The sequence below is a fragment of the Streptomyces sp. BK022 genome (assembly GCF_004217355.1).
Classification (GTDB): domain Bacteria; phylum Actinomycetota; class Actinomycetes; order Streptomycetales; family Streptomycetaceae; genus Streptomyces; species Streptomyces griseoluteus.
The window spans coordinates 160,624-185,344 of sequence record NZ_SHKU01000002.1 but is presented as its reverse complement, the minus strand read 5'-3'; the positions used below and the strand labels follow the sequence as shown (position 1 = coordinate 185,344).

The 24,721-nt window shown below is 68.7% G+C and carries 21 protein-coding genes and 3 tRNA genes; 4 read left to right on the top strand and 20 right to left on the bottom strand.

Features of this window, described 5'->3' with window-relative positions:
- Positions 1-19: 19 nt before the first annotated feature.
- The 14 genes from fusA to EV284_RS06820 form a co-directional block, all read right to left on the bottom strand.
- Complete coding sequence (gene fusA, locus EV284_RS06890) at positions 20-2,146, bottom strand: elongation factor G (RefSeq protein ID WP_130331429.1); 2,127 nt, start codon at positions 2,144-2,146, stop codon at positions 20-22.
- 39 nt (positions 2,147-2,185) lie between these two features.
- Entirely contained in the window at positions 2,186-2,656 is a 471-nt protein-coding gene (rpsG, locus tag EV284_RS06885; protein WP_003992340.1) for a 30S ribosomal protein S7, read from the bottom strand.
- Between the two features lie 2 nt (positions 2,657-2,658).
- Positions 2,659-3,030 carry a 30S ribosomal protein S12 gene (gene rpsL / locus EV284_RS06880; RefSeq protein WP_003948652.1) on the bottom strand — a complete coding sequence of 124 codons (372 nt, stop codon included), beginning with the start codon at positions 3,028-3,030 and terminating at the stop codon, positions 2,659-2,661.
- 337 nt (positions 3,031-3,367) lie between these two features.
- Positions 3,368-3,829 (bottom strand): DUF1707 and DUF4190 domain-containing protein, encoded by a 462-nt coding sequence (locus tag EV284_RS06875; protein ID WP_130331427.1) that lies wholly within the window; start codon positions 3,827-3,829, stop codon positions 3,368-3,370.
- Positions 3,830-4,120: 291 nt separating this feature from the next.
- Positions 4,121-8,020 (bottom strand): DNA-directed RNA polymerase subunit beta', encoded by a 3,900-nt coding sequence (locus tag EV284_RS06870; protein WP_130331425.1) that lies wholly within the window; start codon positions 8,018-8,020, stop codon positions 4,121-4,123.
- A 97-nt stretch (positions 8,021-8,117) separates the two neighbouring features.
- Positions 8,118-11,603 (bottom strand): DNA-directed RNA polymerase subunit beta, encoded by a 3,486-nt coding sequence (rpoB, locus tag EV284_RS06865; RefSeq protein ID WP_130331423.1) that lies wholly within the window; start codon positions 11,601-11,603, stop codon positions 8,118-8,120.
- Between the two features lie 566 nt (positions 11,604-12,169).
- Positions 12,170-12,553 carry a 50S ribosomal protein L7/L12 gene (gene rplL, locus EV284_RS06855; protein WP_130331421.1) on the bottom strand — a complete coding sequence of 128 codons (384 nt, stop codon included), beginning with the start codon at positions 12,551-12,553 and terminating at the stop codon, positions 12,170-12,172.
- Positions 12,554-12,669: 116 nt separating this feature from the next.
- Positions 12,670-13,200, bottom strand: a complete 531-nt coding sequence (gene rplJ, locus EV284_RS06850) for a 50S ribosomal protein L10 (protein ID WP_086689993.1) — start codon at positions 13,198-13,200, stop codon at positions 12,670-12,672.
- A 284-nt stretch (positions 13,201-13,484) separates the two neighbouring features.
- Positions 13,485-14,348, bottom strand: a complete 864-nt coding sequence (locus tag EV284_RS06845) for a hypothetical protein (RefSeq protein WP_130331419.1) — start codon at positions 14,346-14,348, stop codon at positions 13,485-13,487.
- A 159-nt stretch (positions 14,349-14,507) separates the two neighbouring features.
- A complete protein-coding gene (rplA, locus tag EV284_RS06840; RefSeq protein ID WP_030811632.1) occupies positions 14,508-15,233 on the bottom strand; it encodes a 50S ribosomal protein L1 in 726 nt (241 codons plus the stop codon).
- Positions 15,234-15,341: 108 nt separating this feature from the next.
- Positions 15,342-15,776: a 50S ribosomal protein L11 gene (gene rplK / locus EV284_RS06835; RefSeq protein ID WP_030811629.1), complete on the bottom strand. Its 435-nt coding sequence runs from the start codon at positions 15,774-15,776 to the stop codon at positions 15,342-15,344.
- Between the two features lie 167 nt (positions 15,777-15,943).
- On the bottom strand, positions 15,944-16,822 hold the full coding sequence (nusG, locus tag EV284_RS06830) for a transcription termination/antitermination protein NusG (protein WP_130331417.1): 879 nt from the start codon (positions 16,820-16,822) through the stop codon (positions 15,944-15,946).
- An 80-nt stretch (positions 16,823-16,902) separates the two neighbouring features.
- Positions 16,903-17,187, bottom strand: a complete 285-nt coding sequence (gene secE, locus EV284_RS06825) for a preprotein translocase subunit SecE (RefSeq protein ID WP_030811625.1) — start codon at positions 17,185-17,187, stop codon at positions 16,903-16,905.
- Between the two features lie 111 nt (positions 17,188-17,298).
- Positions 17,299-17,371, bottom strand: a tRNA-Trp gene (locus EV284_RS06820).
- A 259-nt stretch (positions 17,372-17,630) separates the two neighbouring features.
- On the opposite strand from EV284_RS06820, the gene EV284_RS06815 reads away from it, so the two are divergent.
- The 3 genes from EV284_RS06815 (at position 17,631) to EV284_RS06805 (ending at position 20,656) form a co-directional block, all read left to right on the top strand.
- Entirely contained in the window at positions 17,631-18,857 is a 1,227-nt protein-coding gene (locus tag EV284_RS06815; protein ID WP_130331415.1) for a pyridoxal phosphate-dependent aminotransferase, read from the top strand.
- 126 nt (positions 18,858-18,983) lie between these two features.
- On the top strand, positions 18,984-20,027 hold the full coding sequence (locus EV284_RS06810) for an adenosine deaminase (RefSeq protein ID WP_130331413.1): 1,044 nt from the start codon (positions 18,984-18,986) through the stop codon (positions 20,025-20,027).
- Complete coding sequence (locus EV284_RS06805; protein WP_130331411.1) at positions 20,024-20,656, top strand: NAD(P)H-binding protein; 633 nt, start codon at positions 20,024-20,026, stop codon at positions 20,654-20,656. The genes EV284_RS06810 and EV284_RS06805 overlap by 4 nt, the downstream gene beginning before the upstream one ends.
- A gap of 12 nt (positions 20,657-20,668) precedes the next feature.
- Here the strand turns inward: EV284_RS06805 and EV284_RS06800 are convergent, their stop codons facing one another.
- The 6 genes from EV284_RS06800 to EV284_RS06775 form a co-directional block, all read right to left on the bottom strand.
- A complete protein-coding gene (locus tag EV284_RS06800; protein ID WP_130331409.1) occupies positions 20,669-21,724 on the bottom strand; it encodes a UDP-N-acetylmuramate dehydrogenase in 1,056 nt (351 codons plus the stop codon).
- A 90-nt stretch (positions 21,725-21,814) separates the two neighbouring features.
- Positions 21,815-22,243, bottom strand: a complete 429-nt coding sequence (locus EV284_RS06795; protein WP_130331407.1) for a MaoC family dehydratase — start codon at positions 22,241-22,243, stop codon at positions 21,815-21,817.
- A gap of 6 nt (positions 22,244-22,249) precedes the next feature.
- Positions 22,250-22,702: a MaoC family dehydratase N-terminal domain-containing protein gene (locus EV284_RS06790; RefSeq protein ID WP_130331405.1), complete on the bottom strand. Its 453-nt coding sequence runs from the start codon at positions 22,700-22,702 to the stop codon at positions 22,250-22,252.
- Between the two features lie 101 nt (positions 22,703-22,803).
- Complete coding sequence (rpmG, locus tag EV284_RS06785; RefSeq protein WP_018834916.1) at positions 22,804-22,968, bottom strand: 50S ribosomal protein L33; 165 nt, start codon at positions 22,966-22,968, stop codon at positions 22,804-22,806.
- Positions 22,969-23,058: 90 nt separating this feature from the next.
- Positions 23,059-23,131, bottom strand: a tRNA-Met gene (locus tag EV284_RS06780).
- A 46-nt stretch (positions 23,132-23,177) separates the two neighbouring features.
- Positions 23,178-23,250 (bottom strand) — tRNA-Thr (locus EV284_RS06775).
- A 231-nt stretch (positions 23,251-23,481) separates the two neighbouring features.
- Here EV284_RS06775 and EV284_RS06770 point away from each other — a divergent pair.
- On the top strand, positions 23,482-24,720 hold the full coding sequence (locus EV284_RS06770; protein WP_130331403.1) for an amidohydrolase family protein: 1,239 nt from the start codon (positions 23,482-23,484) through the stop codon (positions 24,718-24,720).
- Position 24,721: the final 1 nt, after the last annotated feature.

The window sequence follows — 24,721 nt, the reverse complement described above, 5'->3', positions numbered from 1 at the left end:
AGCGTGTAAACGGGGTGCGTTACTCGCCCTTGGCCTTCGCGATGATCTCCTCGGCGACGTTCCGGGGAACCTCGGCGTAGGAGTCGAACTGCATCGAGTAGCTTGCGCGACCCGAGGTCTTGCTGCGGAGGTCTCCGACGTAGCCGAACATCTCCGAGAGGGGCACGAGGCCCTTCACGACGCGGGCACCGGCCCGCTCCTCCATGGCCTGGATCTGGCCACGGCGGGAGTTGATGTCGCCGATGACCTCACCCATGTAGTCCTCGGGCGTGGTGACCTCGACGGCCATCATCGGCTCGAGGAGCACGGGCGAAGCCTTGCGCGCGGCCTCCTTGAAGGCCTGCGAACCGGCGATCTTGAAGGCGAGCTCGGAGGAGTCGACCTCGTGGTAACCACCGTCGAGAAGAATGACGCGGACGCCCGTCATCTCGTAGCCGGCCAGGATGCCGAACTGCATGGCCTCCTGCGCACCGGCGTCCACCGAAGGGATGTACTCCTTCGGGATGCGGCCACCGGTGACCTTGTTCACGAACTCGTACGAGGTGTCGCCACCCTCGATGGGCTCGATCGCGATCTGCACCTTGGCGAACTGACCGGTACCACCGGTCTGCTTCTTGTGGGTGTAGTCGAGCCGCTCGACGGCCTTGCGGATCGTCTCGCGGTAGGCCACCTGCGGCTTGCCGACGTTCGCCTCGACCTTGAACTCACGGCGCATGCGGTCGACCAGCACCTCGAGGTGCAGCTCGCCCATACCGCCGATGATGGTCTGGCCGGTCTCCTCGTCCGAGTGGACCTGGAAGGAGGGGTCCTCCTCCGCGAGACGCTGGATGGCGACACCCAGCTTCTCCTGGTCACCCTTGGACTTGGGCTCGATGGCGACCTGAATGACCGGCGCCGGGAAGTCCATGGACTCCAGGATCACCGGGTTCTTGTCGTCGGACAGCGTCTCACCGGTGGTGGTCTGCTTCAGGCCCATGACGGCGACGATGTCGCCGGCGCCCACCGACTCGATCTCCTCACGCTTGTTCGCGTGCATGCGGTAGATCTTGCCGATGCGCTCCTTCTTGCCCTTGACGGAGTTCAGCACCGAGGTGCCGGACTCCAGGCGGCCCGAGTAGACCCGGACGAAGGTGAGCTTGCCCAGGTGCGGGTCGCTCATGATCTTGAAGGCGAGCGCGGACAGCGGCTCGTCCTCGGACGGCTTGCGCTTGACGACGACCTCGGGGTCCTTGACGTCGTGGCCCTCGATGGCCTCGACGTCGAGCGGGGTCGGCAGGTAGCGCACGACCGCGTCGAGCAGGGGCTGGACGCCCTTGTTCTTGAACGCGGTGCCACAGAACACCGGGGTGACCGTGACGCCCTCGGACTTGCCGGAGGCGATGGTGATCCGGCGGATCGCGGCGTAGAGCTGCTCCTCGGTGGGCTCCTGGCCCTCCAGGAAGAGCTCCATGATCTCGTCGTCGTGCTCGGCGACGGTCTCGACCAGCTTGCCGCGGTACTCCTCGGCAGCCTCGACGTGCGTGGCCGGGATGTCGACGACGTCGTACATCTCGCCCTTGGCCGCCTCGGCGGACCACACGAGCGCCTTCATGCGGACGAGGTCCACAACGCCCTGGAAGTCCATCTCGGCACCGATCGGGAGCTGCATGACGATCGGGACCGCGCCGAGGCGGTCCTTGATCATGTCCACGCAGCGGTGGAACTCGGCGCCGGTACGGTCCAGCTTGTTGACGAAGCAGATGCGCGGCACGCCGTAACGGTCGGCCTGACGCCACACCGTCTCGGACTGCGGCTCCACACCGGCGACACCGTCGAACACCGTCACGGCGCCGTCGAGTACGCGGAGCGAACGCTCCACCTCGACGGTGAAGTCGACGTGACCCGGGGTGTCGATGATGTTGATGGTGTAGTCACTGCCCTCGAGGGGCCAGTGGCAGGTGGTCGCAGCGGACGTGATCGTGATGCCACGCTCCTGCTCCTGCTCCATCCAGTCCATCGTGGCGGCGCCGTCGTGGACCTCACCGATCTTGTACGACACACCGGTGTAGAACAGGATCCGCTCGGTGGTGGTCGTCTTGCCCGCGTCGATGTGGGCCATGATCCCGATGTTGCGGACCTTGGCCAGGTCAAGTGAAGTGGTAGCCATAAGGCTTCAGTCTTCTCTCGGTCTCGATGTGGGTAGCGACTACCAGCGGTAGTGCGCGAAGGCCTTGTTGGACTCGGCCATCTTGTGCGTGTCCTCGCGCTTCTTGACGGCCGCACCGAGGCCGTTCGAAGCGTCGAGAAGCTCGTTGAGCAGACGCTCGGTCATCGTCTTCTCGCGACGGGCGCGGGAGTAACCGACGAGCCAGCGCAGCGCGAGCGTGTTGGCGCGACCGGGCTTGACCTCGATCGGCACCTGGTACGTCGCACCGCCGACGCGGCGGGACTTGACCTCGAGGGTCGGCTTGATGTTCTCCAGCGCGCGCTTCAGCGTGATGATCGGGTCGTTGCCCGTCTTCTCACGCAGACCCTCCATGGCGCCGTAGACGATGCGCTCGGCGGTGGAGCGCTTGCCGTTCAGCAGCACCTTGTTGATGAGGGAGGTCACCAGAGGAGAACCGTAGACCGGGTCGATGATGACCGGGCGCTTCGGGGCGGGGCCCTTACGAGGCATTCTTACTTCTCCTTCTTGGCGCCGTAGCGGCTGCGGGCCTGCTTGCGGTTCTTGACACCCTGGGTGTCGAGCGAGCCGCGGATGATCTTGTAACGAACACCCGGCAGGTCCTTCACACGGCCGCCGCGCACGAGCACGATGGAGTGCTCCTGCAGGTTGTGTCCCTCACCCGGAATGTAGGCCGTGACCTCGATGCCGCTGGTCAGACGCACACGCGCGACCTTACGCAGGGCCGAGTTCGGCTTCTTCGGGGTGGTCGTGAACACACGCGTGCAGACGCCGCGACGCTGGGGCGAACCCTCGAGTGCGGGCGTCTTGTTCTTCTCGACCTTGTCCTGCCGGCCCTTCCGGACCAGCTGCTGGATCGTAGGCACTACTTCTCCGGTTTCTGTGTGCCGAATGGTGAAGCTAACCTGGAACGACTCCGACCCACGCGGTCGGGTGTGTCGAACCCGCGGACTCCCGCCGCAAAGGGAAGAGCGCGGATTTCGGTGGCCACTGACGGCTCGCCGCGCGGTGAGTGGCACACACGGGAGCCAGGGCACACCCCAGGCACAAGGTCTGAGCGTACCTATCGCACGGACTTCGGTCAAAACAAATGCGAGGCGGCCCCCCGTGACGGACAGGGCATGTCAAGTCCCAACGCCGTCAACGATCTTCGATTTCACGTAGCGCACACACCGCGCCACACCCCTGTCATCGCCCCCGCCGTCAGTCCAGCACGTCCACCGCGATCAGCAGCAGCCAGAACAGCGCCCAGCCGCCGACGGCCAGCCAGCCCAGAACGAGGCCGGTCAGGGCCAGTCCGTCACCGTCCTCACCGGTGCGCCGGATCTCCGCGCGGGCGGTGTGTCCGAGCACCACGGCCGGGATTCCGGTGAGCCCCGCGGTCAGCAGGCACAGCAGCCCGCACACCGCGGACCCGACCGCCCGTCCGTTCTGCGCCGGCCTCGGTGTGGCCAGGAACACCTGCGGCACGGCCGCCACGGGCCCCGGATACGGCGCCGGGCCCTGCGGCAGGTCGGCCACCACCAAGGCCAGCTCCCCCACCGTACGGGCCGCGTGGACCCGGCTGACGCGCCGGTCGAACTCGTCCTTCTCCAGCCGCCCTTCGGCGAACCCGGCGCGCAGCACGTCCACCGCCCGCTCCCGGTCCGCGTGCGAGGCCAGCATGAACGCCGCTCCCCCGGCCGGCCCGTGGGGCGGCGCCGGCCAGTACACGGGCGGCTGCGGCGGGAAGTGACCGGGAAAGGCGCCGGGGTGGGGCGCCGCGGGCCAGTTCTGCGGGCGCGGCGGCTGCCACGACGGTTGCGACGACGGATGCGACACGGAGCACCTCCCGAACCCCCGGCCGGGGTTCTCCCATCATGCGCCCACTTGTCCGCCGCACGGGGGGAAAACGCCGAAGGGCGGCATCCCCGGGGGGATGCCGCCCTTCAGTTCAAGCGCCTTTCGGCTGCTCGCCTACTGGTTGTACGGACCGTAGTCGTAGTCCTCCAGCGGAACGGCCTGGCCGGAGCCCGCGCCGAACGGCGAGTAGTCGATGTCGTCGTAGCCGACGGCCGAGTACATCGCGGCCTTGGCCTCCTCGGTCGGCTCGACCCGGATGTTGCGGTAGCGGGACAGACCCGTACCGGCCGGGATGAGCTTACCGATGATGACGTTCTCCTTGAGGCCGATCAGGGAGTCGGACTTGGCGTTGATCGCCGCGTCCGTCAGAACCCTGGTCGTCTCCTGGAAGGAGGCCGCGGACAGCCACGACTCGGTCGCCAGCGACGCCTTGGTGATACCCATGAGCTGCGGACGGCCGGAGGCCGGGTGTCCGTTCTCCTGGACCACACGACGGTTCTCGGTCTCGAACTTCGAGCGCTCGACCAGCTCGCCGGGCAGCAGCTCGGCGTCGCCGGACTCGATGATCGTCACACGGCGGAGCATCTGCCGGATGATGATCTCGATGTGCTTGTCGTGGATCGACACACCCTGCGAGTTGTAGACCTTCTGGACCTCGCCGACCAGGTGGACCTGGACGGCACGCTGACCCAGGATGCGCAGCACGTCGTGCGGGTTGGTGGCACCCACGGTGAGCTGCTGGCCCACCTCGACGTGCTCGCCGTCGCGGACCAGGACCTTGGCACGCTTGGAGATCGGGAACGCCGTCTCGTCGCTGCCGTCGTCCGGGGTGACGACGATCTTCTTGGTCTTCTCGGTCTCCTCGATCCGCACGCGGCCGGAGGCCTCGGAGATCGGGGCGACACCCTTCGGGGTACGGGCCTCGAAGAGCTCGACCACACGGGGCAGACCCTGGGTGATGTCGTCACCGGCCACACCACCGGTGTGGAAGGTACGCATCGTCAGCTGGGTACCGGGCTCACCGATGGACTGGGCGGCGATGATGCCGACCGCCTCACCGATGTCGACCAGCTTGCCGGTGGCCAGCGAACGGCCGTAGCACATCGCGCAGGTGCCGACGGCGGACTCGCAGGTCAGGACCGAGCGGGTCTTGACCTCCTCGACGCCGTGCTTGACCAGCTCGTCGATGAGCACGTCGCCCAGGTCGGTGCCGGCCGGGGCCAGCACCTTGCCGTCGACGACGATGTCCTCGGCGAGGCAGCGCGCGTACACGGACGTCTCGACGTTGTCCGCCTTGCGCAGCACACCGTCGGCGCCGCGCTCGGCGATCGACAGCTTGAGGCCGCGCTCGGTGCCGCAGTCCTCCTCGCGGATGATGACGTCCTGCGAGACGTCCACCAGACGACGGGTGAGGTAACCCGAGTCGGCGGTACGCAGGGCGGTGTCCGCCAGACCCTTACGGGCACCGTGCGTGGAGATGAAGTACTCCAGCACGGACAGGCCCTCACGGAAGGACGCCTTGATCGGACGCGGGATGGTCTCGTTCTTGGCGTTCGACACCAGACCACGCATACCGGCGATCTGCCGCATCTGCATCATGTTTCCTCGGGCACCCGAGTCAACCATCATGAAGATGGGGTTCGTCTTGGGGAAGTTCGCGTTCATCGCCTCGGCAACCTCGTTGGTCGCCTTGGTCCAGATCGCGATGAGCTCCTGAGTGCGCTCTTCCTTGGTGATCAGACCGCGCTCGTACTGCTTCTGGACCTTCTCGTCCTGCGCCTCGTAGCCCTTGACGATCTCCTTCTTCGCCTCGGGAACGACGACGTCGGAGATGGCCACGGTGACACCGGAACGGGTCGCCCAGTAGAAGCCCGCCGCCTTCAGGTTGTCGAGCGTCGCCGCCACGATGACCTTGGGGTAGCGCTCGGCCAGGTCGTTGACGATCTCGGAGAGCTGCTTCTTGCCCACCGAGTAGTCGACGAACGGGTAGTCCTCGGGCAGCAGCTCGTTGAAGAGCGCGCGGCCCAGCGTGGTGCGCAGGCGGAACGAGTCCCCCTGCTGCCACTCGGGCTCGCCCTCCTCGCGCGCCGGCGGCGTCCAGCCACGCGGCGGGATGGTGCCCACCGGGAAGCGGATGTCGATCGGCGACTGCAGGGCCAGCTCGCCGGCGTCGAACGCCATGGTCGCCTCGGCCGTGGAGCCGAACGCGCGGCCCTCGCCCTTGGTGTCACGGAGTTCGCCGTCGGTGGTGAGGAAGAACAGACCGAGGACCATGTCCTGGGTCGGCATCGTCACCGGACGGCCGTCGGCGGGCTTGAGGATGTTGTTCGAGGACAGCATCAGGATGCGGGCCTCGGCCTGCGCCTCCGCGGAGAGCGGCAGGTGCACGGCCATCTGGTCACCGTCGAAGTCCGCGTTGAACGCGGTGCAGACGAGCGGGTGGATCTGGATGGCCTTGCCCTCGACCAGCTGCGGCTCGAAGGCCTGGATGCCGAGGCGGTGCAGGGTGGGAGCACGGTTCAGCAGAACCGGGTGCTCGGCGATGACCTCTTCGAGGACGTCGTACACGACCGTGCGGCCGCGCTCCACCATGCGCTTGGCGCTCTTGATGTTCTGCGCGTGGTTCAGGTCGACCAGGCGCTTCATCACGAACGGCTTGAAGAGCTCCAGCGCCATCGCCTTGGGCAGACCGCACTGGTGCAGCTTGAGCTGCGGGCCGACGACGATGACGGAACGCGCCGAGTAGTCGACTCGCTTGCCGAGCAGGTTCTGACGGAAACGACCCTGCTTGCCCTTGAGCATGTCGCTCAGGGACTTCAGCGGGCGGTTGCCGGGACCGGTGACCGGGCGACCACGACGACCGTTGTCGAAGAGGGCGTCCACGGCCTCCTGGAGCATGCGCTTCTCGTTGTTCACGATGATCTCGGGCGCGCCGAGGTCGAGAAGCCGCTTCAGGCGGTTGTTGCGGTTGATGACACGGCGGTACAGGTCGTTCAGGTCGGAGGTCGCGAAGCGGCCACCGTCCAGCTGCACCATCGGACGCAGGTCCGGCGGGATGACCGGGACGCAGTCCAGGACCATGCCCTTGGGGCTGTTGGAGGTCTGCAGGAACGCGGAGACGACCTTGAGGCGCTTGAGCGCACGGGTCTTCTTCTGGCCCTTGCCGGTACGGATGATCTCGCGGAGGCGCTCGGCCTCCTCCTCCAGGTCGAAGGACTCCAGGCGCTTCTGCAGCGCCGCGGCACCCATCGAACCGTCGAAGTACGTGCCGAAGCGGTCACGCAGCTCGCGGTAGAGCAGCTCGTCGCCCTCGAGGTCCTGGACCTTGAGGTTCTTGAAGCGGTTCCACACCTCGTCGAGGCGGTCGATCTCGCGCTGCGCGCGGTCACGGAGCTGCTTCATCTCGCGCTCGGCGCCCTCGCGCACCTTGCGGCGCACGTCCGCCTTGGCGCCCTCGGCCTCCAGCTCGGCCAGGTCGGTCTCGAGCTTCTTGGCGCGGGCCTCCAGGTCGGAGTCGCGGCGGTTCTCGATCTGCTGACGCTCGACGGAGACGTGGGCCTCCAGCGACGGCAGGTCGCGCTGACGGCGCTCCTCGTCCACGTACGTGATCATGTACGCGGCGAAGTAGATGACCTTCTCGAGGTCCTTCGGGGCGAGGTCGAGCAGGTAGCCCAGCCGCGACGGAACGCCCTTGAAGTACCAGATGTGGGTGACGGGAGCGGCGAGCTCGATGTGGCCCATCCGCTCACGGCGCACCTTGGCGCGCGTGACCTCGACGCCACAGCGCTCACAGATGATGCCCTTGAAGCGGACACGCTTGTACTTGCCGCAGTAGCACTCCCAGTCCCGGGTCGGACCGAAGATCTTCTCGCAGAAGAGTCCGTCCTTCTCGGGCTTGAGGGTGCGGTAGTTGATCGTCTCGGGCTTCTTGACCTCGCCGTGGCTCCACTGGCGGATGTCATCCGCGGTGGCCAGGCCGATCCGGAGCTCGTCGAAGAAGTTGACGTCGAGCACTATGCGTCAATCCCTCTCAGTGTCGTAAGTCTGTGGTCTGAAACGGGGGCCTGGGGGTCGGCGGGGTCCTCGGGGAGAGGACCCCGCCGGACTCCCGTCAGACCTCTTCGACGCTGCTCGGCTCGCGCCGGGACAGGTCGATGCCGAGCTCCTCCGCAGCGCGGAAGACGTCCTCGTCGGTGTCGCGCATCTCGATGGACATGCCGTCCGAGGACAGCACCTCCACGTTGAGGCACAGGGACTGCATTTCCTTGATGAGGACCTTGAAGGACTCAGGAATGCCGGGCTCCGGGATGTTCTCGCCCTTGACGATGGCCTCGTAGACCTTCACGCGGCCGGTCACGTCGTCGGACTTGATCGTCAGCAGCTCCTGGAGGGCGTAGGCGGCGCCGTAAGCCTCCAGCGCCCACACCTCCATCTCACCGAAGCGCTGGCCACCGAACTGGGCCTTACCACCCAGCGGCTGCTGGGTGATCATCGAGTACGGACCGGTCGAGCGGGCGTGCAGCTTGTCGTCGACCAGGTGGTGGAGCTTGAGGATGTACATGTACCCGATGGAGATCGGGTCCGGGAACGGCTCACCGGAGCGGCCGTCGAACAGCCTCGCCTTGCCGGTCGGCTGCACCATCCGCTCACCGTCGCGGTTCGGGATGGTGTGCTGCAGCAGACCCGCCAGCTCGTCCTCGCGCGCGCCGTCGAACACCGGGGTGGCGACGTTGGTGCCGGGGTCGACCTGGTCGGCGCCGATGACCTGCAGGCGCTGCGCCCAGTCCTCGCCGAGCCCGGAGACGTCCCAGCCGCGGCTGGCGAGCCAGCCGAGGTGGATCTCCAGGACCTGTCCCGGGTTCATTCGGGACGGGACACCCAGCGGGTTCAGGATGATGTCGACCGGGGTGCCGTCCTCCAGGAACGGCATGTCCTCGATCGGCAGGATCTTGGAGATGACACCCTTGTTGCCGTGGCGGCCGGCGAGCTTGTCACCGTCGGTGATCTTGCGCTTCTGCGCGACGTAGACGCGGACCAGCTGGTTCACGCCCGGCGGCAGCTCGTCGCCCTCTTCGCGGTCGAAGACGCGGACACCGATGATCTTGCCGGTCTCGCCGTGCGGCACCTTCAGGGAGGTGTCGCGGACCTCGCGGGCCTTCTCACCGAAGATCGCGCGGAGCAGACGCTCCTCCGGCGTCAGCTCGGTCTCACCCTTGGGCGTGACCTTGCCGACGAGGATGTCGCCCGCGGTGACCTCGGCGCCGATGCGGATGATGCCGCGCTCGTCGAGGTCGGCCAGGACCTCCTCGGAGACGTTCGGGATGTCCCGGGTGATCTCCTCGGGGCCGAGCTTGGTGTCACGGGCGTCGACCTCGTGCTCCTCGATGTGGATCGAGGAGAGGACGTCGTCCTGCACGAGGCGCTGCGACAGGATGATCGCGTCCTCGTAGTTGTGACCCTCCCACGGCATGAACGCCACGAGCAGGTTCTTGCCGAGGGCCATCTCGCCGTTCTCGGTGGCCGGACCGTCGGCCAGGACCTGGCCTTCGACGATCCGGTCGCCCTCGTTGACGATGACCTTCTGGTTGACCGACGTGCCCTGGTTGGAGCGCGAGAACTTGTGCAGGCGGTACGTGATGTACGTGCCGTCGTCGTTGGCGGTGGTGACGTAGTCCGCGGAGACCTCCTGGACCACACCCGCCTTCTCGGCCTTGACCACGTCGCCGGCGTCGACGGCGGAGCGGTACTCCATGCCGGTGCCGACGAGCGGGGCCTCGCTCTTGATGAGCGGCACGGCCTGGCGCATCATGTTCGCGCCCATGAGGGCACGGTTGGCGTCGTCATGCTCGAGGAACGGGATCATCGCGGTGGCGACGGACACCATCTGGCGCGGCGACACGTCCATGTAGTCGACGTCGTCACCGGGGACGTAGTCGACCTCTCCGCCACGACGGCGGACCAGGACGCGGCCCTCCTCGAACCGCATGTCGTCGTTGAGCGTGGCGTTGGCCTGCGCGATGACGAAGCGGTCCTCCTCGTCGGCGGTCAGGTAGTCCACCTCGTCGGTGACCTGGCCCTCGACGACCTTGCGGTACGGGGTCTCCACGAAACCGAACGCGTTGACCCGGCCGTAGGAGGCGAGCGAGCCGATCAGACCGATGTTCGGGCCTTCGGGCGTCTCGATCGGGCACATGCGGCCGTAGTGCGAGGGGTGCACGTCACGGACCTCGAAGCCGGCCCGCTCACGGGAGAGACCACCCGGACCGAGCGCCGACAGGCGGCGCTTGTGGGTGAGACCCGACAGCGGGTTGTTCTGGTCCATGAACTGCGACAGCTGGCTGGTGCCGAAGAACTCCTTGATGGAGGCGACGACCGGCCGGATGTTGATCAGGGTCTGCGGCGTGATCGCCTCGACGTCCTGGGTGGTCATGCGCTCGCGCACGACGCGCTCCATACGGGCGAGACCCGTACGGACCTGGTTCTGGATCAGCTCACCCACGCTGCGCAGGCGGCGGTTGCCGAAGTGGTCGATGTCGTCGGTCTCGACGACGATCGACTGGCCGCTGTCGCCGACGGTCTCGGTCTCGCCGGCGTGCAGCTTGACCAGGTACTTGATCGTCGAGATGACGTCCTCGGTGGTGAGCACGCCCGCGTTGAGCGGGGCGTCGGCACCGAGCTTCTTGTTCACCTTGTAGCGGCCGACCTTGGCGAGGTCGTAGCGCTTGGGGTTGAAGTAGAGGTTCTCGAGCAGCGTCTGCGCGGCCTCACGCGTGGGCGGCTCGCCCGGACGCAGCTTGCGGTAGATGTCGAGCAGCGCGTCGTCCTGGCCCTGGGTGTGGTCCTTCTCCAGGGTGGCGCGCATGGACTCGTACTCGCCGAACTCCTCGAGGATCTGCTCGGTCGTCCAGCCGAGCGCCTTGAGCAGAACGGTGACCGACTGCTTGCGCTTGCGGTCGATGCGGACACCGACCATGTCGCGCTTGTCGATCTCCATCTCCAGCCAGGCACCCCGGGACGGGATGATCTTGGCGGAGAAGATGTCCTTGTCGGACGTCTTGTCGATGGAGGAGTCGAAGTAGACACCCGGCGAGCGGACGAGCTGCGACACCACGACACGCTCGGTGCCGTTGATGACGAAGGTGCCCTTGTTCGTCATGAGCGGGAAGTCGCCCATGAAGACGGTCTGGGACTTGATCTCGCCGGTCTCGTTGTTGGTGAACTCGGCGGTGACGAAGAGCGGCGCGGCGTACGTGAAGTCGCGGTCCTTGCACTCGTCGATGGAGTTCTTCGGCGGCTCGAAGCGGTGGTCGCGGAACGTCAGCGACATCGACCCGGAGAAGTCCTCGATCGGGGAGATCTCCTCGAAGATCTCCTCCAGACCGGACTTGGTGGGAACGTCCTGACCGTTCTCGAGAGCCTTCTCGACGCGAGCCTTCCAGGCGTCGTTGCCGAGCAGCCAGTCGAAGCTCTCGGTCTGGAGCGCAAGAAGGTTCGGAACCTCGAGGGGCTCCTTGATCTTTGCAAAGGAGATGCGCAGCGGGGCGGTGCTGGCGCCGTTGTTCGTATTCGCGGTCGAGGCAGTGCGCGAGGCGGCCAAGAGGGGGTCCTTCCGAGGGCTCGGACTCACTACGCGCGTACCGGTCCCTCTCTCAGGCTCACGACGGGAAACCCCAGCTCAGGGAAGTTCGGCGTCGGTGCTCGAGTGAGGGCAGACCCCTGGTGACGGGCAGGGGACAGCTAACAGGCAGCGCAAAGGGTCAGTGTAGCCACTTGGCACACTGATGTCCAGTCCCGGCTTCGGAGACCCTCGTTTTTCTCAACGCCCTCGTCTTCGACGCCCTCGGCCCGTTGCCCTCGACGCAGGATGATCCTGCCCTCTTCGCCGTCGATCCATGCCTCGGATTCGGATCGTTGTGACGACGCGTCCTGAGAATTGCGCGCTGCGTGCGGTTCGTCAAGGCCCCCCAGCCGGAACGGGGCCTTCCGGAGGCACAACGAAGATCACCATACCCCTCGCCAGGACGAGTGCAAGGCAACCGTGATCCCCCTGCGGATACGCCGAAGAGCGACCACCCGGATGGATGATCGCTCTTCGGTGCGTTCGCGTTACAGCCTCTTCAGGCCGCGGTCACGCGGGTGAGGTTCGCGGAACCCCGTGAGGTGTTACTTGACCTCGACGGAGGCGCCGGCACCCTTGAGGGACTCGGCAGCCTTCTCCGCGGCCTCCTTGGTGACCTTCTCGAGGACGGGCTTCGGGGCGCCGTCGACGAGGTCCTTGGCCTCCTTCAGACCCAGGGAGGTCAGCTCGCGCACGACCTTGATGACCTGGATCTTCTTGTCGCCGGCGCCGGTGAGGACGACGTCGAACTCGTCCTGCTCCTCGGCAGCCTCGACCGGGGCGCCGGGGGCGGCCGGGCCGGCCACGGCGACCGCGGCGGCGGCGGTGACGTCGAACTTCTCCTCGAAGGCCTTCACGAACTCGGAGAGCTCGATGAGGGTCATCTCCTCGAACTGGGCAAGCAGCTCGTCCTGGGTGAGCTTCGCCATGATGGCGGTCCTTCCACTCGATCGGCGGGTGCCGGATGTACTGGATGTGGCGGGCGTACGTCGGCCCGCTGCGACCCTGGCCGCCTCATGCGGCAAGGGTCAGAAAGCGAGCCGAATTACTCGGCACCGCCCTGCTCGGCCTGCTTGGCACGGAGCGCGTCCACGGTGCGGACGAGCTTCGAGGGCAGCGCCTGGAAGAGCTGAGCAGCCTGAGACTGCTTGCCCTTGAAGGCACCGGCCAGCTTGCTGAGCAGAACCTCGCGGGACTCGAGGTCCGCAAGCTTCTTGATCTCGTCGGCGGACAGCGCCTTACCGTCAAGGACACCGCCCTTGATGACGAGATTCGGGTTGTCCTTGGCGAAGTCACGGAGACCCTTCGCCGACTCCACCGGGTCACCGGTGACGAAGGCGACAGCCGTCGGACCGTTGAACAGGTCGTCCAGCGTGGTGATCCCGGCCTCGTTGGCCGCAATCTTGGTCAGCGTGTTCTTCACCACGGCGTACTTGGCGTTCTCACCGAGCGACCGGCGCAGGGTCTTGACCTGCGCCACGGTGAGACCGCGGTACTCGGTAAGCACGGCAGCGGTGGAGTTGCGGAACGCTTCCGTCAACTCGGACACTGCGGCAGCCTTGTCGGGCCTCGCCATAGAGCCTCGGCCTCCTTCCGGGTGATTCTGACCGCGCGGACCCGAAGGAGGAGACTGGAAAAAACGAAACGCCCCGGCGCAGGCGCTCGGGGCGGACTCGACCGGGCGCCTACGCGTGAGCGCGTCTGCTCCGGGAGTACTTCCACTGACACCTGCGCGGGTCGCCCACTTTGCAGTAGGTCCTTCGGCCACCACACCCTCAGGTGAGCGTGCGGCAACGACCAGCGGTCTTTGGCTTCTCGAGGAGAGTACGTGACTCGGGCACCGACGGGCAAATCCGGTGCTCAGCGGCTTCCGGCGGCACCCTTGGAGCGGGCCAGCTCCGTGAAGTCACGGGTGTCGGAGGCCGGGGGCGCCTCGGCGACGACACGGAGCCCGTAGTCGCGGTAGTAGGCGGTGCTGACCAGGCTGCCCTGAGCGGTGTCGGCCCGCTCCACCTTCTTGACCAGCAGGTTCCGGTGGTCGATCCACAGGTCGACCGTCTCCGTGCGCACCCCGGCCTGGTCGAGCTGCCGCTTCAGCCCGGCCAGCTCGCGCGCGCTCAGCCCGCTCTCCCGGCCCGCCAGGTCGGCCACCCGGATCCGGCCCCGGTAGTGCGTGGCCCGGGCGCCCCGGACCCGCTCGGTGCCCACCCGGCGTACGTCCCCGGAGGCCAGCAGCATCTTCACCGACTGGTTGGGGGTGGTGTTGCGCATCTGGTCCTTCAGATACATCCCGAAGCCCTCGCCGCCGCGCACCAGGTCGGCGTACCCGTACTTGATCCAGTGCCTGCCGCCGGCCCGCTTGGCGAAGGTGTCGCTCATCCGCGCGTAGTAGGCGTCCGGGAGGTAGCGGGCCGTGAGGGACGGGGTGCCGGCCTTGCGCATCGCGGTCGCCAGGGCTCCGCCGGTGTAGCGGATGGTGAGGTGGCCGGTGACTCCGTCGTGCCAGCGCAGGGCGCCGTCCGAGGAGAGGGAGAGGGCCGTGCCGTAGCTGAGCGTGGAACGCACCCGGACCGACTCGGCGCGGTCGGTGGAGTGCTCGGCGGAGCGCAGGGCGGCCAGCGAGCGGGCCCGGCCGTCGTCGTGGGCGTCGCCGCACGCGGCCGGAGCGGACAGGGCCAGCGCCATCGCCGCGAACCCCGCCCGGCGGACGTTCGTGCTCCTCATCCGGTCCCCCACCCCTGTACGCGTCTGTCCGCACCGTAACCCAGCGGTGCTCCCGGCCGGGAGGGGAGGCGCGAAAGGGGAGGACCCCGCACCCGGAGGGGGTGCGGGGTCCTCGACCTGCGTCACGCGTCGCAGACGCGGCTACCGGTGAGCGAAGGCTCAGACGGCGGCCGGGTCCTCCTCGACGAGGAGGTTGCGGGTGCGGTTCTGGTCCACCAGGATGCCGGGGCCCATCGTGGTGCTGATGGCGGCCTTCTTGATGTAGCGACCCTTGGCGGCGGACGGCTTCAGACGGAGGATCTCCTCCAGCGCGGCGCCGTAGTTCTCCACCAGCTTGTCGTCGTCGAACGACGTCTTGCCGATGATGAAGTGCAGGTTCGAGTGCTTGTCGACGCGGAACTCGATCTTGCCGCCCTTGATCTCGGTCACGGCCTTGGCCACGTCCGGGGTCACGGTGCCGGTCTTCGGGTTCGGCATCAGACCACGCGGGCCGAGGACGCGGCCGAGGCGGCCGACCTTGCCCATGAGGTCCGGGGTGGCGACGACGGCGTCGAAGTCCAGACGGCCCTTCGCCACCTCGTCGATCAGCTCGTCGGCACCGACGATGTCGGCGCCGGCGGCACGCGCGGCCTCGGCACGGTCACCGGTCGCGAAGACCAGGACCCGAGCGGTCTTACCAGTGCCGTGCGGGAGGTTCACGGTGCCACGGACCATCTGGTCGGCCTTGCGCGGGTCGACACCCAGGCGGAAGGCGACCTCGACGGTGCCGTCGAACTTGGTCGTGGAGGTCTCCTTGGCGAGACGGACGGCCTCGAGCGGGGCGTACAGCTTCTCCCGGTCGACCTTGGCGTCCGCAGCGCGGAGAGCCTTGCTGCGCTTGCTCACAACTTGCTCCTGTGTGTTCTGAAAAAGGAGTCGTGGTGTACGGGCCGAGCAGGCCCTACCACGCGCGACCGCCCGTTCGGCAGCCGCGGGGAACTACGAAGGTGGGGCTCAGCCCTCGACCGTGATGCCCATGGAGCGCGCGGTACCGGCGATGATCTTCGCCGCGGCGTCCAGGTCATTGGCGTTGAGGTCGGGCATCTTCGTGGTGGCGATCTCGCGGACCTGCGCGTCGGTGATCTTCGCGACCTTGGTCTTGTGCGGCTCGCCGGAGCCCTTCTCGACACCAGCGGCCTTGAGGATCATCTTCGCGGCCGGCGGAGTCTTGGTCACGAAGGTGAAGGAACGGTCCTCGTAGACCGTGATCTCCACCGGGATGACCCAGCCACGCTGCGACTCGGTCGCGGCGTTGTAGGCCTTGCAGAACTCCATGATGTTGACGCCGTGCTGACCGAGCGCGGGGCCGACCGGCGGGGCCGGGTTCGCCGCACCGGCGTTGATCTGGAGCTTGATGAGCCCCGTGACCTTCTTCTTCTTGGGAGGCATAGCTCTCCGGGTCCTTTCGATTCGGGTCCTGCCCGCGTAAGGGGACCAACCCGGACGCAGGCATACCGCACAACGATAGCGGGTATAGATGTGCGGCTAAAAACCGTGCAGGTCAGACCGGCTACGAGAGCCGGTCTGACCTGCACGGAAGCGTGTGACCTGAAGAACTAGTTCTTCTGGATCTGGTCGAAGCTCAGCTCGACCGGGGTCTCGCGGCCGAAGATCTCGACGAGGCCCTTGACCTTCTTCGAGTCGGCGTTGATCTCGTTGATCGTGGCCTGGAGGGTGGCGAAGGGGCCGTCGGTGACGGTGACCGAGTCGCCGACCTCGAAGTCCAGCACCTGGACCTCGACCTTGCGCTGCGGGGCGGGCTTGCCCTCGGCCTCGGCGGCCTCGCGGGCGGCCTTCTCCTCGGCCTCCGGGGCGAGCATCTTGACGATCTCGTCCAGGGTCAGCGGGTACGGGTCGTAGGCGTTGCCCACGAAGCCGGTGACGCCGGGGGTGTTGCGGACGACACCCCAGGACTCGTTCGTCAGGTCCATGCGGACCAGGACGTAACCCGGGAGCTTGTTCTGCTTGATCGTCTTGCGGTCGCCGTTCTTGATCTGGACGACCTCTTCCTGCGGCACCTCGGCCTGGAAGATGTAGTCCTCGACGTTCAGCGAGACGGCGCGCTGCTCCAGGTTCGTCTTCACGCGGTTCTCGTAACCCGCGTAGGTGTGGATGACGTACCACTCGCCGGGCAGCGTGCGCAGCTCCTCGCGGAGCGCGGCGATGGGGTCGACCGGCTCGGCCGGCTCCTCCTCGACGACCTCGACGGCTTCCTCGGCCTCGGCGATGTCGTCGCCGGCCTCGTCCGCCTCGCCGGTCTCGACGACGTCCTCTTCGACCTCGGTGACCGCTTCGGCGGGCTCGCCCGCAGCGGCCTCGGCAGCCTGGAACTCGTCCTGCTCGTCCGCGCCCTCGACGATGTCGAGCTCGGCGTCCACCGCCTCGGCGGTTTCTCGGCGAGGCTCGGTGGCGTCGTTCAGGTTCGGGTCAGACACGATGGCTGCTTCTTCCTGGATACATAGGGGTGGAACATGCGAAAAAAGGCGCCGGTACCACGGCGCCCTTCGCTCTTGGCTCAGCCGAAGACGTACTTGGCCGCGTGGTTGAGGCCATAGTCAATCACGGTGACCAAGCCAATCATGATGACGACGAAGACGATCACGACGGTCGTGTACGACGTCAGCTGATTGCGGGTCGGCCAGACGACCTTGCGGAGTTCCGCGATGATCTGGCGGTAAAAAGTGGCAAGACGCTTCAGCGGGCCCTTCTTGGCACGCTTGCCGCCCTTGCGGGGCTTCTTGGCATCCGACAGCTCGTCCTGGGCATCAGGCGTGTCGATGGAGCCCACGGCGTCCGTCATGCGTCCTCACCTGATCCCGGAATCGTGGCCGTGCCGCGCCCGGTGAATTCAGAGCCGCACGGCGGTGCATTGCTGTACGTACATGCGCACACATCCTGGCGGTGTGTGTAGCAGGGCCGGAGGGACTTGAACCCCCAACCGCCGGTTTTGGAGACCGGTGCTCTACCAATTGAGCTACGACCCTTTGATGTCCCCCAACCTACCGCATCCGCCCGACCGCCCGGTGTGATGCGGTCACGCGGTGGCTGCTGGAGGCCAACGAGGAATGAGTGTACGTGCTCCACGGCCCGGCGTCGAACAGAAAGTGCCCGGCCGGGCGCCCGGAGTGGAAGATCGTCCAGGCCGCGGCCCGGATTCGGACCCTTGTTCCGCCGGCCGCCCGGTGCTGTTCAGTCTGTGAAACCCGTGTGCCCGCCGTGTTTCCGGTCTGGAACGATGGGGCCATGAGCGCTGCAACCCCTCCCACCGAGCGCCGGGTCTCCGCCCGAGTCGGCGCGATCTCCGAGTCCGCCACCCTCGCCGTGGACGCCAAGGCCAAGGCCCTCAAGGCCGCCGGGCGTCCGGTGATCGGCTTCGGCGCCGGTGAACCCGACTTCCCGACCCCGGACTACATCGTCGAGGCGGCCGTAGAGGCCTGCCGGAACCCGAAGTTCCACCGCTACACCCCGGCCGGCGGCCTGCCCGAGCTGAAGGCCGCCATCGCCGCGAAGACCCTGCGGGACTCGGGCTACGAGGTCGACGCCTCGCAGATCCTGGTGACCAACGGCGGCAAGCAGGCCATCTACGAGGCGTTCGCCGCGATCCTCGACCCGGGCGACGAGGTCATCGTCCCGGCCCCGTACTGGACCACCTACCCGGAGTCGATCCGGCTCGCGGGCGGTGTCCCGGTGGAGGTCGTGGCCGACGAGACGACCGGCTACCGCGTCACCGTCGAGCAGCTGGAGGCGGCCCGCACGGAGAAGACGAAGGTCGTCCTCTTCGTCTCGCCGTCCAACCCGACCGGCGCGGTCTACAGCGAGTCCGAGGCGGAGGCCATCGGCCGCTGGGCCGTCGAGCACGGCCTGTGGGTGCTGACCGACGAGATCTACGAGCACCTGGTCTACGGCGACGCCACCTTCACCTCGCTGCCCGCGATCCTGCCCGAGCTGCGGGACAAGTGCATCGTGGTCAACGGTGTCGCCAAGACGTACGCGATGACCGGCTGGCGGGTGGGCTGGGTCATCGGTCCGAAGGACGTGGTCAAGGCCGCGACCAACCTCCAGTCGCACGCCACCTCCAACGTCTCCAACGTGGCGCAGGCCGCCGCGCTGGCCGCCGTCTCCGGCGACCTGAAGGCCGTGGCGGAGATGCGCGAGGCGTTCGACCGGCGCCGCCGGACGATCACGCGGATGCTGAACGAGATCGACGGCGTGCTGTGCCCGGAGCCCGAGGGCGCCTTCTACGTCTACCCGTCGGTGAAGGACCTCCTGGGCAAGGAGATCCGGGGCAAGCGCCCCGCGACCACGGTCGAGCTGGCCGCGCTGATCCTGGAGGAGGCCGAGGTCGCGGTCGTCCCCGGTGAGGCGTTCGGCACGCCGGGCTACCTGCGGCTGTCGTACGCGCTGGGTGACGAGGACCTGGTCGAGGGCGTCAGCCGGATGCAGAAGCTGCTGGCCGAGGCGCGGGACTGAGGTCCTTCTGAAGCGGGGCGCACCCTCCTCACGGCGAGGAGGGTGCGCCCCGCTTCTGTGTGCGAGCAAGACCACGAAAGGGGAACCGGCTACCGGTGTGGCCTCCCGGTGCGGCAGGATCTCTGGATGGAGCGTGTACGTGATCTCTCGGAGCTTCCCAAGGCCCATCTGCATCTGCACTTCACCGGCTCGATGCGCCCCGGCACCGTCCTGGAGCTGGCCGACAAGTACGGCGTCCGGCTGCCCGAGGCCCTGATCGATGCCCTGACCAGCGGCGAGCCGCCCAGACTGCGGGCCACCGACGAGCGCGGCTGGTTCCGCTTCCAGCGGCTGTACGACGCGGCGCGCTCGTGCGTGCGCGAGCCCGAGGACATCCAGCGGCTGGTCCGGGAGGCCGCCGAGGAGGACGTCCGGGACGGCTCGGGCTGGCTGGAGATCCAGGTGGACCCGACCTCGTACGCCTCACGGCTGGGCGGGCTGATCCCGGCGCTGGAGATCATCCTGGACGCGGTGGACACCGCCTCCCGCGACACCGGGCTCGGGATGCGGGTGCTGGTGGCCGCGAACCGGATGAAGCACCCGCTGGACGCCCGCACCCTGGCCCGGCTCGCGGTGCGGTACGCGGACCGGGGCGTCGTCGGCTTCGGCCTCTCCAACGACGAGCGGCGCGGCATGGCCCGCGACTTCGACCGTGCCTTCCACATCGCCCGCGAGGGCGGCCTGCTGTCGGCGCCGCACGGCGGTGAGCTGACCGGCCCGGCGTCGGTGCGCGACTGCCTGGACGACCTGCACGCCACCCGGATCGGGCACGGAGTGCGCGCCGCGGAGGACCCGCGCCTGCTGAAGCGGCTCGCGGACCGGGGCATCACCTGCGAGGTCTGCCCGGCCTCCAACGTGGCGCTCGGCGTCTACGAGAAGCCCGAGGACGTCCCCCTGCGCACTCTGTTCGAGGGCGGCGTCCCGCTGGCCCTCGGCGCCGACGACCCCCTCCTCTTCGGCTCCCGGCTGGCCGCCCAGTACGAGATCGCCCGCCACCACCACGCCTTCACCGACGCCGAACTCGCCGAACTGGCCCGGCAGTCGGTGCGCGGCTCGGCGGCGCCCACCGAGACGAAGGAGCGTCTGCTGGCGGGCGTGGACGCGTGGCTGGCCGAGCCGGTGAGCGCATGAGGCTGACCGTGTTCGGCGCCACCGGCGGGGTGGGCGGCGAGATCGTCCGGCAGGCCCTGGACGCGGGGCACGAGGTGACGGCCGTCGTGCGGGACCCCGCCCGGCTCACCGTCACCGGGGAGCGGCTGCACGTGGTCCGGGCCGACTTGTCCGAACCGGAGGCGGTGCGCGGTGCCGTGGCGGGCCGGGACGCGGTCCTGTCGGGGCTGGGGGCGCGGTCCCGCAAGGCCGCGGGGGTGACGGCCGGGCTGACCCGCGCGGTGCTGGCCGCCATGGCGGCGGAGGGGGTGCGCCGGCTGGTGATCGTCAGCGCCGCCCCGGTGGGCCCGGCCCCCGAGGACGACGGCCCGCTGGACCGCGCGCTGCGGTCCGTGGTGTCGGCGGTGCTCAAGGACGTCTACGCCGATCTGCGCGAGACGGAGGCCGAGCTGGCCCGCAGCAGCGCCGAGTGGACCTCGGTACGCCCGCCGCGCCTGCTCGACCGGCCCCTGACCGGCCGCTACCGCACGGTGGCCGGCGGCTTCCCGCGCGCCGGCCGGACCATCGGCCGCGCGGACGTGGCGCACGCGATGCTGGCGGCGCTCGGCGACCCGGCCACGGTCCGGCAGGGGGTCGGGGTGGCGTACTAGCCGCCGGCGCCGTCAGACGCTGACGCCCACCGTCACCGGCTCGTTGACCAGGGTCACGCCGAAGACGTCCCTGACCCCGGCGACGACCTCGCGGGCCAGCGCGAGCAGGTCCTCGGTGGTGGCCTCGCCCCGGTTGGTGAGGGCCAGGGTGTGCTTGGTGGAGATGCGGGCGGGCCCGGTGCCGTACCCCTTGGTGAAGCCGGCCTTGTCGATCAGCCAGGCCGCGGAGGTCTTCGTGAGCCCCTCCCCCGCCGGATAGGCGGGCGGGACGGCGTCCGCGCCGAGGTGCTCGCGCACCCGGTCCCGGAAGGCGGCGAACCGCTCCTCGTCCAGGATCGGGTTGGTGAAGAAGGACCCGGCGGACCAGGTGTCGTGGTCCTCGGGGTCGAGGACCATGCCCTTGCCCGCGCGCAGCCTCAGCACGGTCTCGCGGGCGTCGGCCAGCGGCACCCGGTCGCCGGGCTCGACGCCGAGCACGCTCGCGGTCTCCGCGTACCGGACCGGCGCCGACAGGCCGCCCGCGTCCTGGAGCTCGAAGCGGACGCGGAGCACGACGTAGCGCTCGGGGTCGGCCTTGAAGCGGCTGTGGCGGTAGGAGAAGGCGCACTCCTCGCCGGTGAGCGTGACGGTCTCCCCCGCGCGGCGGTCGTAGGCGGTCACCTCGGTGATGGTGGAGGAGACCTCCTGGCCGTACGCGCCGACGTTCTGGATCGGGGTGGCGCCCGCCGAGCCGGGGATGCCGGCCAGGCACTCGATCCCGGCGAGCCCGGCCTCGACGGTGCGGGCGACGGCGTCCGTCCAGACCTCGCCGGCGGCCAGTTCCAGGGTGGTGCCGCGCAGTTCGACGCCACGGGTGGCGATGCGCAGGGCGGTGCCGTCGAAGCCCTTGTCGCCGATGACCAGGTTGGAGCCGCCACCGATGATCAGCAGCGGGGTGCCGCTGCCGTCGGCCTCGCGGACGGCGTCGATCACCTCGGCGTCGGTGGTGGCGGTGACCAGCCGGGTCGCGGGACCGCCCAGCCGGAAGGTGGTCAGCGGGGCCAGGGGGGCGTCGTGGAGTACGTGCACGGAGGCAAGACTACGGGGCGGGGCGAACGGTAAGGGGCGCCCGCCATTGCCGGACGCCCCTTACTTCTGCCGCTGTGCCGCGGCCGCCGGTCAGGCCAGCCGGACGACCGCCCGGGACATGCCGAGCACCTTCAGGCCGGCGCAGGTCGCGGTGAGGTCGACGCGGACGGTGTTGTCGTCGAGCTTGGCCGCGACCTTGGCCGAGACCTCGATCAGCGCGCCCTTGTCGTCGTCGGGCACGACGACCGGCTTGGTGAAGCGGACGCCGTACTCCACGACGGCGGCCGGGTCACCGGTCCAGTCAGTGACGACGCGGACGGCCTCGGCCATGGTGAACATGCCGTGCGCGATGACGTCCGGCAGGCCCACCTCCCTGGCGAACCGCTCGTTGTAGTGGATGGGGTTGAAGTCCCCGGAGGCGCCCGCGTAGCGCACGAGGGTGGCGCGGGTCACGGGGAAGGTCTGCGCCGGGAGTTCGGTGCCGACCTCGACGTCGTCGTACGCGATCTTCGCGGTCATCGCTGCTCAGACCTCCTCGGCCGCGCGGGCCACCAGCTTGGTCCAGGCGGTCACCACGTGCTCGCCGGACGCGTCGTGCACCTCGCCCCGGATGTCCAGGATGTCGTTGCCCGCCATGGACTTGACGGCCTCGATGGTGGAGGTGACGGTGAGCCGGTCACCGGCGCGCACCGGGCGGGTGTAGGCGAACTTCTGGTCGCCGTGCACCACGCGGCTGTAGTCCAGGCCGAGCTGGGGGTCCTCGACGACCTGTCCGGCGGCGCGGAAGGTGATGGAGAACACGAAGGTCGGCGGGGCGATCACATCGGCGTGCCCGTACGCCTGGGCGGCCTCCGGGTCGCGGTACGCCGGGTTGGTGTCGCCGACGGCCTCGGCGAACTCGCGGATCTTCTCCCGGCCCACCTCGTAGGGCTCGGTGGGCGGGTAGGTACGCCCCACGAAGGACTGGTCGAGCGCCATGGGCCCGGTACCTCCTGGTCTAGCGGAGTGAGTACAAGGGGAAAAACGACTTGAGGCCGCCCCCCATAGTGCCGGGGGCGACCTCAAGTACGAGCCTGAAATTATCGCGTTTCGCGGTGCGCGGTGTGCGCATTGCAACGCGGGCAGTGCTTCTTCATCTCCATGCGATCCGGGTTGTTACGCCGGTTCTTCTTGGTGATGTAGTTCCGCTCCTTGCACTCCACGCAGGCCAGCGTGATCTTCGGGCGGACGTCGGTGGCAGCCACGTGAGTGCTCCTAGGACGAACGGATGGGCTAGTTCAACGCATGTAAGAGTAGCCGATCGAAGGACCGACCCCGCAATCGGCTACTGTCAGTAGCGGTGACCGGACTTGAACCGGTGACACAGCGATTATGAGCCGCTTGCTCTACCGACTGAGCTACACCGCTTTGATGAGATCGGAACCCGCCTTGCGACGGGTACCTCTCACACCAGAGCCCCAAAACGGAATCGAACCGTTGACCTTCTCCTTACCATGGAGACGCTCTGCCGACTGAGCTATTGGGGCGAGCGAGGAAGACATTACACGGTCCGCCGCCGATCGCCCAAATCCGTATCGGGGCGCCCATCGCGGGCCGTCTCCCCTGCCTCCGAAGCCGCTCCGGCACCCCTGAGAGCCCGGTGCCACGCCGGTACGACTATTGCCCTCCTGCGCGGTCCACACGGCCGCCGACCCTACGCTCGGACACTCTGCGTGATCTTGCTCCGTGTTCCCCCGCCTCAGGAGTCCGAGCGCCCTATGCCCGACAGCCGGCAGCATCCCCCGCCCGCCCCCGACCAGGGCTCCCTCGTGCTGTGCGGGGCGCGGCTCACCGACGGGCGGACGGTCGACGTACGGCTGGGCGGCAGCCGTATCGAGGCGGTCGGCACGGCGGGCACCCTGGCCCGCGGGCCGGCCCGCGCCGGTGCCCCCCGGGTGGACCTGCGCGGCTACCTGCTGCTCCCCGCCCCCGCCGAGCCGCACGCTCACGGCGACACCTGCCTCACCGCCGAACCCCCCGGCCCGCCCTCGGCCACCCCCGAGGAAATGCAACGCAGAGTGACCGAGGCGACCCTGCTCCAGCTCGGCCACGGCGCCACGGCGGTACGGGCCCATGTGCGCGTCGGCGACGTGCAGGGGCTCGGCGCGCTGGAGGCGGTGCTCCAGGCCCGCCGTTCGCTGCGCGGGCTCGCGGAACTGACCGCGGTGGCGATGCCCAGGCTGCTGACCGGAGTCGCCGGTGCGGACGGGCTGGCGATGCTGCGGGACGCCGTGAAGATGGGCGCCGACGTGGTGGGCGGCTGCCCCGACCTGGACCCCGATCCCATCGGCTACGTGGAGGCGGTGCTGGAGGTCGCCGCCGAACAGGGCTGCCCGGTCGATCTGCACACCGACGCGGCGGACTCGGCCCGGCTGTCCCGGCTCGCGGCGATGGCGGGGGGCCTGCGTCCCGGCGTGACCCTCGGCCCGTGCGCGGCTCTCGCCCGGCTGCCGGCCGAGACCGCGCACCGCGTCGCGGACCGGCTCGCGGCCGCCGGGATCACGGTGGTCTGCCTCCCCCAGGGCGGCTGCGCCGGCACCGAACGCCGGGGCACCGCGCCGGTACGGCTGCTGCGCGCGGCCGGGGTGCGCGTCGCGGCGGGCAGCGGCGCTCTGCGGGACCTGGCCAACCCGGTGGGCCGGGGCGACCCCCTGGAGGCGGCGTACCTCCTCGCCTCCGCCCACGGGATGCGCCCGGCCGACGCCTACGACGTGGTGAGCGCGTCGGCGCGGGCGGTGCTGGGGCTGCCGGAGGTGCGGGTGGAGGCGGGATTCCCCGCCGAGCTGCTGGCGGTGCGCGGGGAGGAGCTGGCGGGGGCGCTGTCGCTGGCGTACAGCAGGATCGTCGTGCACCGGGGGCGGGTCGTGGCCCGGACCAGCGCGGTGCGGGAGTACTGCAACTCGGCGGCCGAGGCGGAGCTGGGGCTGCCTCGGCAGGGCCGCAAGAGGCTGTCGTAAC